At 59.0% G+C, this 16583-nt stretch carries 6 protein-coding genes, 2 rRNA genes and 1 pseudogene (1 of these 9 running past the window's edge); 5 read left to right on the top strand and 4 right to left on the bottom strand.

The features are described 5' to 3' along the window. From ACF0H7_RS28020 to recD, 5 genes are all read left to right on the top strand, one after another. Positions 1-2272: ribosomal RNA gene (locus ACF0H7_RS28020) — 23S ribosomal RNA — on the top strand; it begins 619 nt to the left of the window's first position. A gap of 136 nt (positions 2273-2408) precedes the next feature. After that, positions 2409-2524 (top strand): 5S ribosomal RNA (gene rrf, locus ACF0H7_RS28015). A gap of 193 nt (positions 2525-2717) precedes the next feature. After that, on the top strand, positions 2718-6203 hold the full coding sequence (gene recC, locus ACF0H7_RS28010; RefSeq protein ID WP_397450054.1) for an exodeoxyribonuclease V subunit gamma: 3486 nt from the start codon (positions 2718-2720) through the stop codon (positions 6201-6203). Beyond that, positions 6200-9889: an exodeoxyribonuclease V subunit beta gene (gene recB / locus ACF0H7_RS28005; protein WP_397450053.1), complete on the top strand. Its 3690-nt coding sequence runs from the start codon at positions 6200-6202 to the stop codon at positions 9887-9889. Before recC ends, recB begins: the two co-directional genes overlap by 4 nt. Next, positions 9886-11970, top strand: coding sequence for an exodeoxyribonuclease V subunit alpha (gene recD, locus ACF0H7_RS28000; protein WP_397450052.1), 2085 nt, complete (start codon positions 9886-9888; stop codon positions 11968-11970). The genes recB and recD overlap by 4 nt, the downstream gene beginning before the upstream one ends. Positions 11971-12056: 86 nt before the next feature. Here recD and ACF0H7_RS27995 read toward each other — a convergent pair whose 3' ends face one another. The 4 genes and pseudogenes from ACF0H7_RS27995 to ACF0H7_RS27980 form a co-directional block, all read right to left on the bottom strand. Then, positions 12057-13568: an amino acid ABC transporter permease/ATP-binding protein gene (locus ACF0H7_RS27995; RefSeq protein ID WP_397450051.1), complete on the bottom strand. Its 1512-nt coding sequence runs from the start codon at positions 13566-13568 to the stop codon at positions 12057-12059. A gap of 55 nt (positions 13569-13623) precedes the next feature. Continuing rightward, a pseudogene (locus tag ACF0H7_RS27990) lies at positions 13624-14431 on the bottom strand (ABC transporter substrate-binding protein). Positions 14432-14480: 49 nt separating this feature from the next. Continuing rightward, complete coding sequence (locus ACF0H7_RS27985; protein WP_397450050.1) at positions 14481-15545, bottom strand: isopenicillin N synthase family dioxygenase; 1065 nt, start codon at positions 15543-15545, stop codon at positions 14481-14483. Positions 15546-15558: 13 nt separating this feature from the next. Further along, on the bottom strand, positions 15559-16410 hold the full coding sequence (locus ACF0H7_RS27980; RefSeq protein ID WP_397450049.1) for a sugar phosphate isomerase/epimerase family protein: 852 nt from the start codon (positions 16408-16410) through the stop codon (positions 15559-15561). Between the last annotated feature and the right edge of the window lie 173 nt (positions 16411-16583).

Here is a 16583-nt window from a genome sequence, read left to right as displayed (position 1 = left end):
CGAAAGCGAGTCTTAATAGGGCGTCTAGTCGCTGGGAATAGACCCGAAACCGGGCGATCTATCCATGGGCAGGTTGAAGGTTGGGTAACACTAACTGGAGGACCGAACCGACTACCGTTGAAAAGTTAGCGGATGACCTGTGGATCGGAGTGAAAGGCTAATCAAGCTCGGAGATAGCTGGTTCTCCTCGAAAGCTATTTAGGTAGCGCCTCATGTATCACTGTAGGGGGTAGAGCACTGTTTCGGCTAGGGGGTCATCCCGACTTACCAACCCGATGCAAACTCCGAATACCTACAAGTGCCGAGCATGGGAGACACACGGCGGGTGCTAACGTCCGTCGTGAAAAGGGAAACAACCCAGACCGTCAGCTAAGGTCCCAAAGTCATGGTTAAGTGGGAAACGATGTGGGAAGGCTTAGACAGCTAGGAGGTTGGCTTAGAAGCAGCCACCCTTTAAAGAAAGCGTAATAGCTCACTAGTCGAGTCGGCCTGCGCGGAAGATGTAACGGGGCTCAAACCATGCACCGAAGCTACGGGTATCACTTAGGTGATGCGGTAGAGGAGCGTTCTGTAAGCCTGTGAAGGTGAGTTGAGAAGCTTGCTGGAGGTATCAGAAGTGCGAATGCTGACATGAGTAACGACAATGGGTGTGAAAAACACCCACGCCGAAAGACCAAGGTTTCCTGCGCAACGTTAATCGACGCAGGGTTAGTCGGTCCCTAAGGCGAGGCTGAAAAGCGTAGTCGATGGAAAACAGGTTAATATTCCTGTACTTCTGGTTATTGCGATGGAGGGACGGAGAAGGCTAGGCCAGCTTGGCGTTGGTTGTCCAAGTTTAAGGTGGTAGGCTGGACTCTTAGGTAAATCCGGGAGTCTAAGGCCGAGAGCTGATGACGAGTTGCCATTAGGCGACGAAGTGGTTGATGCCATGCTTCCAAGAAAAGCTTCTAAGCTTCAGGTAACCAGGAACCGTACCCCAAACCGACACAGGTGGTTGGGTAGAGAATACCAAGGCGCTTGAGAGAACTCGGGTGAAGGAACTAGGCAAAATGGCACCGTAACTTCGGGAGAAGGTGCGCCGGTGAGGGTGAAGCATTTACTGCGTAAGCCCATGCCGGTCGAAGATACCAGGCCGCTGCGACTGTTTATTAAAAACACAGCACTCTGCAAACACGAAAGTGGACGTATAGGGTGTGACGCCTGCCCGGTGCCGGAAGGTTAATTGATGGGGTTAGCTAACGCGAAGCTCTTGATCGAAGCCCCGGTAAACGGCGGCCGTAACTATAACGGTCCTAAGGTAGCGAAATTCCTTGTCGGGTAAGTTCCGACCTGCACGAATGGCGTAACGATGGCGGCGCTGTCTCCACCCGAGACTCAGTGAAATTGAAATCGCTGTGAAGATGCAGTGTATCCGCGGCTAGACGGAAAGACCCCGTGAACCTTTACTATAGCTTTGCACTGGACTTTGAATTTGCTTGTGTAGGATAGGTGGGAGGCTTTGAAGTGTGGACGCCAGTCTGCATGGAGCCAACCTTGAAATACCACCCTGGCAACTTTGAGGTTCTAACTCAGGTCCGTTATCCGGATCGAGGACAGTGTATGGTGGGTAGTTTGACTGGGGCGGTCTCCTCCTAAAGAGTAACGGAGGAGTACGAAGGTGCGCTCAGACCGGTCGGAAATCGGTCGTAGAGTATAAAGGCAAAAGCGCGCTTGACTGCGAGACAGACACGTCGAGCAGGTACGAAAGTAGGTCTTAGTGATCCGGTGGTTCTGTATGGAAGGGCCATCGCTCAACGGATAAAAGGTACTCCGGGGATAACAGGCTGATACCGCCCAAGAGTTCATATCGACGGCGGTGTTTGGCACCTCGATGTCGGCTCATCACATCCTGGGGCTGAAGCCGGTCCCAAGGGTATGGCTGTTCGCCATTTAAAGTGGTACGCGAGCTGGGTTTAGAACGTCGTGAGACAGTTCGGTCCCTATCTGCCGTGGACGTTTGAGATTTGAGAGGGGCTGCTCCTAGTACGAGAGGACCGGAGTGGACGAACCTCTGGTGTTCCGGTTGTCACGCCAGTGGCATTGCCGGGTAGCTATGTTCGGAATAGATAACCGCTGAAAGCATCTAAGCGGGAAACTAGCCTCAAGATGAGATCTCACTGGGACCTTGAGTCCCCTGAAGGGCCGTCGAAGACTACGACGTTGATAGGTGGGGTGTGTAAGTGCTGTGAGGCATTGAGCTAACCCATACTAATTGCCCGTGAGGCTTGACCATATAACACCCAAGCAATTTGCTTAGAGACAAGCAAATGCAGGTGTGAAGACGCAAACGACGAAAATTTGCAGCACACAGATTGCTATCACATACCCGATTTGCTGAAACGTTGAAAGACGTGTCAGTACCCGAATTTCTTGACGACCATAGAGCATTGGAACCACCTGATCCCATCCCGAACTCAGCAGTGAAACGATGCATCGCCGATGGTAGTGTGGGGTTTCCCCATGTGAGAGTAGGTCATCGTCAAGATTAAATTCCGAAACCCCTGTTTGCTAACGCGAACAGGGGTTTTGTTTTTGCGCGCGAAAAACCCTGAAATACCAAAATCCCTGTAGGCGCAACCGGTGCATTAGACCTGTAACATGTCGGCAATCAGTGTTCATTCATTTCATGAACCGTCTACACGCGACACGCTCTGACGGTATCGGTCAAGGAAGCAGCTATGCCGGCTACATCGACGCTCAGCGCTGGATTTATGGTGGTTCATGGCAATCGCCTGGACGAGTTGCGCAGTCTGGTGGTGTCCTGGATGCGGCGTTATCCGCTGGCGCCGCTGGAAAACGAAATCGCCCTGGTGCAGAGCAACGGCATCGCCCAGTGGCTGAAGATGGCCTTGGCCGAAGACCCTCAGGACGATGACCTCGGCGGCTGTGGCATCGCGGCGGCAGTAGATGTTCAGCTCCCCGGCAGTTTCATGTGGCAACTCTACAGAGTCGTGCTCGGCCGCGATGAGATCCCTGCAGCCTCGCTATTGGACAAAGCGCCGCTGACCTGGCGCTTGATGCGACTGCTGCCCTCGCTGATGGACCAGCCGCACTTCGAGCCACTGCAACGCTTTCTGACCGCCGACACCGATCTGCGCAAGCGTTATCAATTGTCCGAACGCCTCGCCGACCTGTTCGACCAATACCAGGTGTACCGTGCCGACTGGCTTGAAGACTGGGCTGCCGGTCGCCATCAACTGCGTAACGTCCGTGGCGAAGCCAAACCCCTGACCCCCGCCAATTGCTGGCAAGCAGAGTTATGGCGCGCCCTGCTGCTGGACGTCGGTGCCGAAGGCATGGCGCAGAGTCGGGCTGGGGTGCATCAGCGGTTTATCGAGCGCATCAATAATCTGACCGAAGCCCCGCAAGGTCTACCCTCTCGCGTCATCGTGTTTGGCATCTCGTCGCTCCCCGCTCAAGCGCTGGAAGCCTTGGCCGGGCTGGCTAAATTCAGTCAAGTATTACTCTGCGTACATAACCCGTGTCGTCACCACTGGGCCGATATCGTCGCCGATAAAGACCTGCTGCGGCACCAGTACAAACGCCAGGCGCGCAAGACCGGCATGCCCGTGGTCCTCGATCAGGATGCCTTGCACCAACATGCACATCCGCTGCTCGCCGCCTGGGGTAAACAAGGCCGCGACTACATCAACTTGCTGGACAGCTACGACGATCCCAGCAGTTATCGCGCCGCCTTCCGTGACGGGCGTATCGACCTGTTCAGCGACAGCGAACCGCACACGATTCTGAACCAGCTGCAGGACGATATCCTCGAACTGCGTCCGCTCAACGAAACGAGGGAGCGGTGGTCGGCTGTCGATCAAAACACAGATCGCTCGATCCGCTTCCACGTTGCCCACAGCGCGCAACGGGAAGTCGAGATCCTCCACGACCAATTGCTGGCTCGTTTCAGCGCAGACCCCCACTTGCGGCCTCGCGATGTCATCGTCATGGTTCCGGACATCGACAGTTACGCACCTCACATTCGCGCGGTGTTCGGCCAGCTAGAACGTGAAGACCGTCGCTTCATTCCGTTCACCCTGGCAGACCAGGGGCAGCGCGGTCGTGAGCCGTTGCTGATTGCCGTCGAGCATTTGCTGAAAATTCCTGACAGCCGTTTCCCGGTCAGTGAAATCCTCGACCTGCTGGACGTGCCCGCATTGCGCGCTCGCTTCGGCGTCGAGGAGCGCGACCTCGCCACCTTGCACCGCTGGATCGAAGGCGCCGGCGTGCGCTGGGGGTTGAACGCCGAGCAGCGTGCCGGTCTCGGTTTGCCCGATGAGCTGGAGCAGAACAGCTGGCACTTCGGTCTGCGGCGGATGTTGCTTGGTTACGCAGTGGGTGCTGGCGCCGCCTGTGATGGCATTGAACCCTACGATGAAATTGGCGGCCTCGACGCGGCGCTGATCGGTCCGCTGGTATCGCTGATTGACGCCCTGCAAGTGGCTCACACTGAACTCTCCCTTCCCGCCACGCCGCAGGTGTGGGGCGCGCGTTTGCAGGCGATATTGCAGTTGTTCTTCAAGGCCGACAGCGAGCATGACGACTACCTGTTGGGCCAGCTCGAACAGCTACGCGAAAATTGGCTGGAAACCTGTGAGTCAGTTGGCCTGCTCGACGAATTGCCACTCACCGTGGTTCGCGAGGCGTGGCTCGCCGGTCTCGATCAGGGGCGCTTATCGCAGCGCTTCCTCGCCGGCTCGGTGAATTTCTGCACCCTGATGCCGATGCGTGCAATCCCCTTCAAACTGGTGTGCCTGCTGGGCATGAACGACGGCGATTACCCACGGGCGCAACCGCCGCTGGACTTCGACCTGATGGGCAGTGACTACCGCCCCGGCGACCGCTCGCGGCGCGAGGATGATCGTTATCTACTGTTGGAAGCGGTGCTGTCCGCGCGCGATCAGCTGTACATCAGTTGGGTCGGTCGCAGCATTCGTGACAACAGTGATCGCCCGGCGTCGGTACTGATCGGTCAGTTGCGCGACCACCTTTCCAGCGGTTGGAAGCTGGCCGGCGCGGTCGAGCCCGAGGACGAGCATAAACACAATCCTGGCGAGCAACTGCTGGAAAAGCTCACCCTCGAACACCCGCTGCAACCCTTCAGTGCCCGCTATTTCCATGAAGGCACCGGCTATTTCAGCTTTGCCCGGGAATGGCAGATGCTGCACGATGTACAGGCTCCCACTGCCGAAGTCTCGGCGTTGTCGACCTACGAACAGGAAGAGCCTCTGAGCCTCGCGCAATTGCAGGACTTTCTGCGTAACCCCGTCCGGCATTTCTTCAGCCAGCGTCTGAAGATTTACTTCGAAGTGGCCGAAGCACCGCTGGCCGACGAAGAGCCTTTCGTTCTTGATGCACTTGAACGCTATAGCCTCAGTGACAGCCTATTGCACGCCGCTCTGGCGCGCCCCGACCAGGTCGACGAAGCCCTGCGGACCCAAGCCCGCCGCTTACAGGGCAGTGGCTTGTTGCCAATGGCTGGATTCGGCGCGCGCCTGCAGGAAGAGTTGATCGAGCCGTTGCCTGATCTACTCCAGCGTTACCACACGTTGCTGCAGCAGTGGCCGGAGCCATTGAACAGCGCGCTGCCGGTCAGCTTCAGCCACGGCAAGGTCAGTCTTGACGGTTGGCTCGGCGGTCTGCATAAAAATGCGCAAGGTGAGCTGCTAACCATAAGCGCGATTCCGAACGCCATCGGCTCGAAGAAAACCCGCAAATGGCATCGCCTTACGCGGCCGTGGGTCGACCATCTAGTCGCCTGCGCGTGCGGCATTCCGCTGAGCACCGCGGTGGTCGCCAGTGATGAAACGCTGTTCCTGGCTCCCCTGGGGAAAAGCACCGCCATCGACGTACTCAACAATCTGCTGATGACGTGGCAAATCGGCATGCAGCGCCCCTTGCCCGTCGCCGTCAAAACCGCCTTTGCCTGGCTCGGTCAAGGTGATGAAATCAAAGCCCAGGCTGCGGCCTGCAAAGCCTATGAAGGAGATGGTGTGAACACTGATGGCGAACGACGTGAAAGCACGGCCCTGGCCCGCCAGTTCCCGGACTTCGCCGCCTTGATCGACAGTGAAGAGTTCGTGGGTTGGTGCGATACCTTGTACCGACCGCTGTACGAAGCCGCCTGGCAATCCCTGTCCACCGAGGAGGCCGGCGCATGACTTCCCTTCCAAAAAATCAGCCGCTGGCCCTGAGTTTTCCGCTGCACGGCAGCCAGCTGATCGAGGCCAGCGCTGGCACCGGCAAGACCTTTACCATTTCTGCCCTGTACCTGCGCCTGGTGCTGGGGCATGGCGGTGACGCAGGTTTTGGTCGCGAACTGTTGCCGCCACAAATTCTGGTAGTGACCTTCACCGACGCGGCGACCAAAGAGCTGCGCGACCGAATTCGTACACGGCTGGCGGAAGCGGCGCGCTTCTTCCGTAGCGAAATCGCCGCACCGGATGACCTGATCAATCAATTGCGCGAGGAGTTCGGTCCCGAACAATGGGCCACCTGTGCCAGTCGCCTGGACATCGCCGCGCAGTGGATGGACGAAGCCGCCGTGTCGACTATTCACAGTTGGTGTCAGCGCATGTTGCGTGAGCACGCCTTCGACAGCGGCAGCCTGTTCACGCAAACCCTGGAAACCGACCACAGCGACTTGCTCAGTGAAGTGCTGCGCGATTACTGGCGCCGCTTTTGCTACCCGATGACCGACGACGTGCTGACCTGGGTCCGCTCCAACTGGGGTAGCCCGGCCTCTTTATTACCGAGGGTTCGCGCGTTGTTCGGCAGCGACCGAAGCCCGGCGACGCGGGAGCCGGCCGAGCTGATTACTGCCTCGTTGGCGGAGCGACGCGAAGCCTTGCAGGCCTTGAAAGCCCCTTGGCTCAACTGGGCTGCCGAGTTGCTGGCGATTTGCCTGGACGCCGTTGCCCTTAAAGCAGTCGATGGCCGCAAGATGCAGGAGCGCTACTTCAAGCCATGGTTTGAAAAGCTCAACGCGTGGGCGGCCGACGCCGAGCAAGAGCTGCTGGATCTTGGCACCGGCTTCACCCGCCTGACGCCTGACGGTTTCGCCGAAGCCTGGAAAGGTGACCCGCCATTCCACCCCGGGCTCGAAGCGATGCAGGCGCTCAAGGCCGCCCTCGACGCCTTGCCGACACCCGATGCTGCGGTGATCGAACACGCGGCGCAGTGGGTCGGTGCGCGCTTTGAAGAAGAGAAGCGTCGTCGCGCAGAAATGGGCTTCGACGACATGCTGCTTCGACTCGACGCAGCGCTGAAAAGCGCCGGCGGTGAACGCCTGGCAACGCTGATTCGCGAACAGTTTCCGGTGGCGCTGATCGATGAGTTCCAGGACACCGACCCGGTGCAGTATCGGATTTTCGACAGCATTTACCGCCTCGAACAAAGCAGCGACGACACCGGCCTGTTTCTGATCGGCGATCCCAAGCAGGCGATCTACGCCTTCCGTGGCGCCGACATTTTCACCTACCTGCGCGCCCGTCAGGCCACCACCGGCCGCTGGCACACACTGGGCACCAACTTCCGTTCCAGCCACGCGATGGTCAAAGCGGTCAACCACGTCTTCGAACGCGCCGAACAAAGCGCCACTGGACGTGGCGCGTTTCTGTTCCGCGAAGGCGAGAGCAATCCAGTGCCGTTCGTGTCAGTCAATTCCCAGGGACGCAAGGAAGTGTTCCAGGTCGACGGTCAGGTACTTCCCGCGCTGAACGTCTGGCAATTGCAAAGTGAGCAGCCGGTATCTGGAGCGATCTATCGCCAACAACTGGCCGCCGCGTGCGCCAGCGAGATCGTGCGTTTACTCAACGACGGCCAGCAAGGGCGTGCCGGCTTTGCCAAAGCGGGTGAACACCTTCGCGGCGTATTGCCGGCGGACATCGCGATTCTGGTCCGCGATGGCAAGGAGGCGCAGGCGATTCGGGGCGAGCTGTCGGCCCGTGGCGTGCGCAGTGTTTATCTGTCGGACAAGGACTCAGTGTTCGCTGCCCAGGAAGCCCACGACCTGCTGTCCTGGCTCAAAGCCTGCGCCGAACCGGACTCCGAGCGTACGCTGCGTGGCGCGCTGGCCTGCATCACCTTGAACCTGTCGCTGGCCGAACTGGAGCGTCTGAATCAGGACGAACTGGCGTGGGAAGCGCGCGTCATGCAGTTCCGTGGGTATCGCACGATCTGGCGCACCCAGGGCGTGTTACCTATGCTGCGTCGTCTGCTCCACGACTTCCATTTGCCGCAGGCGTTGATCAGTCGTAACGACGGCGAGCGGGTGCTGACCAACGTGTTGCACCTGTCCGAGTTGCTGCAGCAAGCCGCTGCCGAACTGGACGGCGAACAAGCCTTGATCCGCCACCTCAGCGAACACCTGGCGTTGTCCGGACAAGCGGGGGAAGAACAGATCCTGCGCCTGGAAAGCGACGAGCAACTGGTCAAAGTGGTGACCATTCACAAGTCCAAGGGGCTGGAATATCCCTTGGTGTTCCTGCCGTTCATTTGCTCGTCGAAACCGGTGGATGGCAGCCGACTGCCGCTGCATTTTCACGATGCCGATGGCACGGCGCAGATCAGTTTGAAGCCGACCGAAGCGCTGATCGAACAGGCGGACAATGAACGTCTCGCTGAAGACCTGCGTTTGCTCTACGTGGCGTTGACCCGTGCGCAGCACGCCTGCTGGCTGGGCGTGACCGACCTCAAACGCGGGCAGGGCAACAGCTCGGTACTGCACCGTTCGGCACTGGGTTACCTGCTCGGCGGCGGCGTGGCACTGGCTGAGTCAGTCGGGCTGGCCATCTGGCTGCGCGACCTCGCCGCCGGCTGCGAGGCAGTGAATGTTCTGACGCTGCCGGTGCCGACTACTGACACCTTCAGTCCGCCGCGCAACGAAGCCACCTTACTCAAGCCGCGTCAGCCGAAACGCCGTGCTGCCGAGAACTGGTGGATTGCGTCCTACAGCGCCTTGCGCATTGGTGACAGGCTGACTGATGGTGACGAATCGCCCGACAGCCCACAGGCGCAAAAACTGTTCGATGACGAACGCCTCGATCCCGACGCGCCGCGCGAAGTATTGGTCAGTGGTGGCGATATCCATCGATTCCCGCGCGGGCCGAATCCCGGCACCTTCCTCCACGGCTTGCTGGAATGGGCCGGTCGCGAGGGCTTTGCAGCTGCCGCCGCCGACCCGCTGAAGCTGGAAAAAGCCGTCGGCAGCCGTTGCAACCGACGCGGCTGGCAGGGCTGGATTCCGACGCTGACCGGCTGGATGCAGCACCTGCTCAACGTACCGATGCAATTAGCTGCCGATGAGCCGCCGATGTCGCTCAGTCACTTGGGCCAGTATCAGATCGAGATGGAGTTCTGGTTCGCCTGCCATAAAGTCGATGTTGCGCGCATGGACACCCTGGTGCGACGCCATACCCACGGTGGCATAGCGCGAGCGCCTGCCGAAGCGGCTTCGCTGAACGGCATGTTCAAAGGCTTCATCGACCTGACGTTCGAGTACCAGGGCCGCTATTACGTGGCGGACTACAAGTCCAACTGGCTGGGCGCAGACGATGAGTCCTACACCGAACAGGCAATGGTTACCTCAATTCTGGATAACCGCTACGACCTGCAATATGTGTTGTACCTGCTCGCCTTGCATCGTCAATTGAAGGCGCGACTGGCCGATTACGATTACGACCAACACATCGGCGGCGCGCTCTACCTGTTCCTGCGCGGCAGTCGTGCGTCGAGTCACGGCACGTATTTCACCCGCCCACCACGAGAGCTGATCGAAAGCCTCGACCAACTGTTCCAGGGCCAAGACGTGCCGCAGGATGATCTATTGCCAGGAGAGCTCGCATGATCCGCTCATTTGCCGAACTGTTGCCCACCCCATTGGATGCGCAAAGCCTGAGCGATCTGACGCCGCTGACCCGGGTCGACGACTTGCTGTTATTGCTGGAACGATGGGTCGAGCGTGGCTGGTTGCGCGCGCTGGATCGGGCGTTTGTGGCCTTTCTCAGTGAGCTGGACCCACGCGCCGATTCGCTGGTGTTGGTTGCTGCCGCCCTGACCAGCCACCAACTGGGGCACGGGCATGTCTGCCTTGATCTCTACGAAACCCTCAAAGAACCCGACTTTGCTTTGTCCCTGCCGCCGGAAGGTGACGTGCAGGCCGGACCGATGTTGCTGCCTTCGCAATTGCTCGAAGCGCTGAGCGGCGAGGACTGGTGCCGAGCGCTGGCGGCCAGTTCATTGGTGGCGCAGGCTGAAGATCACAGCGAAGCGGCAGGACAGAAACCCTTGGTATTGTCGGATCGGCGCCTGTACCTGCGTCGATACTGGACTTACGAGCGAAGAATCGACAGCGCGTTGCGTCAGCGCCTGGCCCTACAGGACGCCGCGCCCAACGATCTGGCGCAGCGTCTCGACGCCTTGTTCGGCAAGGCTGACTCGGCTCCGGATGCACTGATCGACTGGCAAAAACTGGCCTGCGCCCTGGCCACTCGCGGTGCGTTCAGCATCATCACCGGCGGTCCGGGCACCGGCAAAACCACCACCGTGGTGCGCTTGTTGGCTTTGTTGCAGGCACCGGCCGTGGAGAGCGGTCAACCGTTGCGTATTCGTCTGGCAGCTCCGACCGGTAAGGCCGCAGCGCGCTTGACCGAATCCATCAGCGCACAGGTGAAAAACCTGACAGTGCCTGAAGACGTCCGACAGAAAATTCCCAGCGACGTGACCACGGTGCACCGATTGTTGGGTAGCCGTCCGGGCACCCGACACTTCCGCCATCACGCGGGCAACTTGTTGCCGCTGGACGTGCTGGTGGTCGATGAAGCGTCGATGATCGACCTGGAAATGATGGCCAACCTGCTGGATGCCTTGCCGCCCCATGCACGCTTGATTTTGCTTGGCGACAAAGATCAGTTGGCCTCGGTGGAAGCGGGCGCGGTGTTGGGCGATCTGTGTCGCGATGCCGAAGCCGGTCGTTACAGCCCGCACACCCAAGCCTGGCTGCAGGCCGTCAGTGGTGAGGACCTTGGTAAAGGCGGGCTGCTGGCGGGTAACGAGAGCAATTTCCCGTTGGCGCAACAAGTGGTGATGTTGCGTTACTCCCGGCGATTTGTAGAGGGCAGCGGTATTGGCCATCTGTCCCGGCTGGTCAACCAGCAGCAGGTCGAAGAGGCCCGCGCCTTACTGAACGCCCGCAACTACAAGGATGTGCACGCACTGTCGCTCAAGGGTGAGCAAGACCGATCCCTCGAGCGTTTGTTGCTGGAAGGACTGGGCGATGGACCACAGGGCTATCGGCATTATCTGGGCGTATTGGCGCAGCAGCGTCCTGCTGATGAAACGGCGTTGGAGGACAGTCAATGGACCCAATGGGCACACGCCGTGCTTCAGGCTTTCGACGCGTTCCAGTTACTCTGCGCTGTGCGAAAAGGCCCGTGGGGTGTCGAGGCATTGAACCAGCGCATCACCCATGCGTTGTTCAATGCGCGGCTGATCGACAGCGATCAGCAGTGGTATGAAGGCCGCCCGGTGCTGATGACGCGCAACGACTATGGTCTGGGTCTGATGAACGGCGACATCGGCATCGCCCTGCGTCTGCCTGAAGTGGGTGAAACCGGGCGCTCTGTGCTGCGGGTAGCTTTCCCTCGCAACGATGGCAGCGGTGGGGTGCGTTTCGTCCTGCCAAGCCGTCTGAATGATGTGGAGACCGTGTATGCAATGACCGTGCATAAATCCCAAGGCTCGGAATTTGCCCACACCGCGTTGATCCTGCCGGATGTGTTGAATCCGGTGCTGACCAAGGAGTTGATCTACACCGGCATCACTCGCGCCAAGAGTTGGTTCAGCCTGATCGAACCGCGCCAGGGCGTGTTCGAGGATGCGCTGCGGCGCAAGGTCAAACGTCTGAGCGGGTTGATGTTGGGGCTGTAACAGCAACACATCCCACTGTAGGAGCCGCCGGGTTCGCAGCCTTCGGCAGCTCCTACAAGGTCAGGCGATTTGTATGACACCCCACATCAAGCCACCAACCCCATAAACTGCCGCACCCGATCTCCGGCATCGTGAGCTCGGATCACTTGTGGGGTGGCGTCGACCTGAATATTGCCGTCTTCCATGAAAATTACCCGGTCGGAAATCGACATGGCGAAGTCCATTTCATGGGTGACGATCAGCATGGTCATGCCTTCTTTCGCCAGGTCGCGAATCACATTCAACACGTCGCCCACCAACTCCGGGTCCAGCGCCGACGTTGGTTCATCGAACAACATGATCTGCGGGTCCATCGCCAAGGCACGGGCAATGGCGACGCGCTGCTGCTGACCCCCCGACAACTGATGCGGATACTTGTGGGCGTGGGCCAGCAGGCCAACTTTGTCCAGCAGCGCATAGGCGCGCTGTTCGCTCAATTGCTGAGTGCGACCGTGGTAACGCGGCGCCAGGGTCACGTTGTCGACGATGGTGCGGTGCGGGAACAGGTTGAAGTTCTGGAACACCATGCCAATGCGCTGCACGCCCCGGCGGATCTGTGCACTGTTGGGGGTTTCGCTGGCATGGATAAAGCTCTCGCCGAACAAAATGATTTCACCCTGGTCGATGCTTTCCAGTCCGTTGATGGTGCGAATCAATGAGGTCTTGCCCGAGCCTGACGGACCGATGATGGAAATCACCTGGCCGGAATTGATGTCCAGATCGATGCCTTTGAGCACGTCGTGCTGGCCGTAGCTCTTGTAGATATTGCTCAGTTGCAAGGCAGGCGCTGCACCCGGCCCTACGTGCTTTTGGGGTTGAGGTGTCGGCGGAGCCAGAGTGGCGCGCAGTTTGCGCATACCCAAGTCGTCGAGGGTTTGCGGCTTGCGGTTGTTCATCTCCAGATACTGTTCCAAACGCTGCAACAGCCAGCCAAACACACTGACGATCAGCACGTAATACACCGCCACCGCCGACAGGGTTTCCATCACCAGGAAGTTGGTCGCGTACAAGCGCTGACCCACCGTGAGGATTTCGGTCAGCGAGATCACCGATACCAGCGAGGTGAGTTTGACCACAGTGATGTATTCGTTGATCAGGGTTGGCAGGGAAATCCGAAAGGCTTGTGGGATGACGATCAGGCGCTGCATGCCGATCACGCCGACACCCAGCGCGCGGCCGGCTTCTTTCTGCCCCTTGGCCACCGAAATCAGACCGCCACGATGGATTTCCGCCATGTACGCCGCTTCGGTGACCACCAGGGCGAACAGCCCGGAATAGAAGGGGTTGGACAGCACATCGCGGGTCACCGGAAACAGTTGTGGCAGGTTATAGACGAACACCACCAGCACCAACAACGGCACGCTGCGGAAGAACCAGATATAAATTCCCGCCGGCACCCTCAACCAGCGCGAAGTCGAAAGTTTGGCCGACGCCAGCAGAAAACCCAGCACCATGCCGATGAACCAGCCCAAGGCGCTGAGCTCGATGACGGTGATGCAGGCTTCCCAGAAGTCCGACACGGAGAACAGAGAAAAAAAGTAGGACCAATCGAATAGCATGGACACCTCAAAACGCCGGCCTCGCAGGAAGCCGGCGGGTCAAACAGGGGATAAATCAGTTAGCGGTTGGTTCTTCGAGGTTGTACTTCTTCAAGAAGCGCTGCGTATTCGCCGCTTTTCTTGCTTTCGTCGAACGCTGTCAGCAGCGCCTTGTACAGCTCGTCATTACCTTTCTTGACGAAGATACCCAGGGTTTGCTGGTAGATCGAATGTTCAGTGCTGACCACCACGCGGCCTTTGGTGTGCTCGGCGATCATACCGGCGGCACCGTCGATTTCCACTTGCGCCTGGACGTTGCCCGACAGCAACGCTTGAGTCACCTCAGGGGCCGATGGGAATTCGCTGACAGCGATCGCGCCTTTATTGTTTGGCACGCAGTAGTCAGTCGACAGCTTGTTGAATTGGGCTACCCAGGTTGTGCCCTTTTCCAGGCCGACTTTCAGGCCGCAGAGGTCCTCCGGGACTTTCGGTTTTACCGGGCTGTCTTTGAGCACCATGATCGCAGCGCCGGTTTTGGCGTAAGCGATGGTCTGCGCCTGCGTCTGACGCTCGGGGGTGACGTACATGCCGGAAATGATCGCGTCGTAGTGGCCGGAGTTAAGGCCGAGGATCAGGCTCGGGAATTTGGTGTCAACGAATTCGGCCTTGTGCCCCATGTGCTTGGCCAGCAATGCCGACAGTTCAGGGTCGGAGCCGACCACGTTCTTGTCTTTGTCATAGGACTCGAAAGGCGGGTAGGTGATCTCCATGCCGACCTTGAGTTGGCCGGGTGTCACGGTAGTCGCCGCGTGCGCCAGAGTCGCGCCGAGGAGGGCGGTGGCCAGTACGGTCAAGCGGACTGCAGTGTTGTTTTTGTTGCGCATTGTCGGTGACTCCACGGTGGGGGAAAGACTGCATTGATCAATTGGAATGTTACGGCGCATCTGCAGCCTGGTTTTTCAGGTGGCCGAAGCTCGACGGTTTGCGGGCTTTTTCCGGCAAAGCGATCTCGCCGTTTTCCACGCGTTTGCGTAAGTACTGATAGGTCTGCAAGGCCTGGCCGAACATGTGCTCACCAATGGCGATCTCCTCGTAATCCGTGCCCGCTTGGGCGAACTGCGGCAGCGGCTTGATCTGAGTGTGGAAGTCGCAGGCGTAGAACAGCGGGAAGGAATAACGCTCTTCGCTCACCGTTCTGACCCGATGAGCAGTAGCAACGAACGTACCAGCGGTCATGACTTCGAGCATGTCGCCGATGTTGACCACGAAGGCGTCTGCCACGGGTGGCGCGTCGATCCATTGGCCTTGATCGTTCATAACTTCCAGGCCCGGTTTGTCGGCGAGCAAGATGGTGAAGCACTCGTAGTCAGTGTGTGCACCAATACCGGGCGCATCCTGGGCGGCGTCGTCGAATGGATAGTGGATCAAGCGCAATTTCGATGGCGGACGGGTGACCATCGCATCGAAATAGCCCTCTTCCAGGCCCAATGCCAGGGCAAAGCCGTCGAACAGGCGGCGACCCAGTGCGAAGATCGCCGCGTAATAGGCCTGCACCGATTCCTTGAAGCCCGGCAGCAATGGCCATTCGTTAGGGCCGAGCAACGGCGTGTTGGCCAGCACCAACGGGTCATTGGCGGGCACTTCGAAACCAACGTCGAAGGCTTCCTTGTGATCGGGTTTGCCCTTGGCGTAGACCTCTTCGCCCTCCGGCACGAAGCCTTTGTGGGTCTTCGAGGTGCCGATGTAATGCTGCATCTTGGTGTCGAACGACTGATCGAAGAAGTCCTTGGCTGCCTGATACAGGCCCTGGATCAAATGCGCTTCGATGCCGTGGTTCTTGATGTAGAGAAAGCCGACTTCGCGGGCGGCAGCGCCCAGTTCATTGGCGACTGCCTGACGCTGTGCCAGGTCGGCGCTGAACAGTCCCGCGATATCCACCACCGGAATGCTGTTGAAGTTAGCAGCGACTGGCGCGGCGGCTGTAGAGAGTTCGGACATGACGAAGCGCTCCTTAAGTGCGGGACGAATGAGTGAAGCGTTTGAAATGTTCGCGCTGAGCCTTGGCCATCCACACGTTCAATGACCACAGATCGGCCACCGGAACGTTGGTGAATGGTAGGTGATGCAAGTAACCGTCGGCGCCAAATTCAGGCGTCAGGGTGCTGACCTGGAAGCCGCGCGCCTGCTGCGAGCGCCAGATGGCTTCCCAGTGCTGCTGATGGAAAGCCAGCTCCTTGGCGTATTCCGGGGCAGCGGGGTGCGGGACTTGCGGACCTTGGTCATAGCCGACCCGAGCCTGGATGTGATGCACGCGATCAACGAAGGCGCTGAGGTCATCTTCGGGATCGTCGAGCAGGCGTTCGCAGGTGACGATCCAATGGCTAATGTCGCTGGTGAAGCGCAAGTCAGGCAGCTGCCGAATCAGTTCGAGGGTGACCCAGGGATTGAACAGCGAGCGTGAGCGATGGGTTTCAAAGCAGCAGGTTTGGCCGTGTTTTTGCGCCAGCTCCAGCGCCCGGCCAAAGAAGTCCACCTGTTGCGGCAACTGCCAGCGGTCATTGCCGGCCAGCACATTGACGAAACGCGGCGACAGCTCCGCGGCCCAGGCGAGCTTGTTATCGAGATCATCGAGGTGTTCGGCGACCGGAGCGGCCTGTTCGGGGAGGACGTTGTAGGCGGTGAAAACGGTACTGATGTAGGGCAGTCGGTTGCTGCGCAGAAAGGCGCCAAACTCCGCACGCTCACCACCTTCCAGCGGCAGACGCGCTTCCATGCCGTCGAAGCCGGCTTCGAGCAGCTCCTCCATCGCCTGGGTCTTGCTGGCGGTATAACCCCAAAGCGTACGAAAAATTTCCAGTTTCATCGGCGACCTCAATTCCTCTGGCTACGACACAGCACGACAACGGCCTAAGCCGGGTCGGGCAACAATGGGCAGCAGAAAAAGAAATCCGTGGGCCGATTCTCTGAGGATTCGGTCCCGTTATTGTTTGCTGATCTTAGGGGCGGCACGTCAGCGGGAAGAATAGGAAAGCTCAA

It is taken from the genome of Pseudomonas sp. NA-150, from assembly GCF_044336365.1.
Taxonomy (GTDB): Bacteria; Pseudomonadota; Gammaproteobacteria; order Pseudomonadales; family Pseudomonadaceae; genus Aquipseudomonas.
Note: the sequence above shows the minus strand (reverse complement) of the source record. Positions and strands in the feature narration are given on the sequence as shown.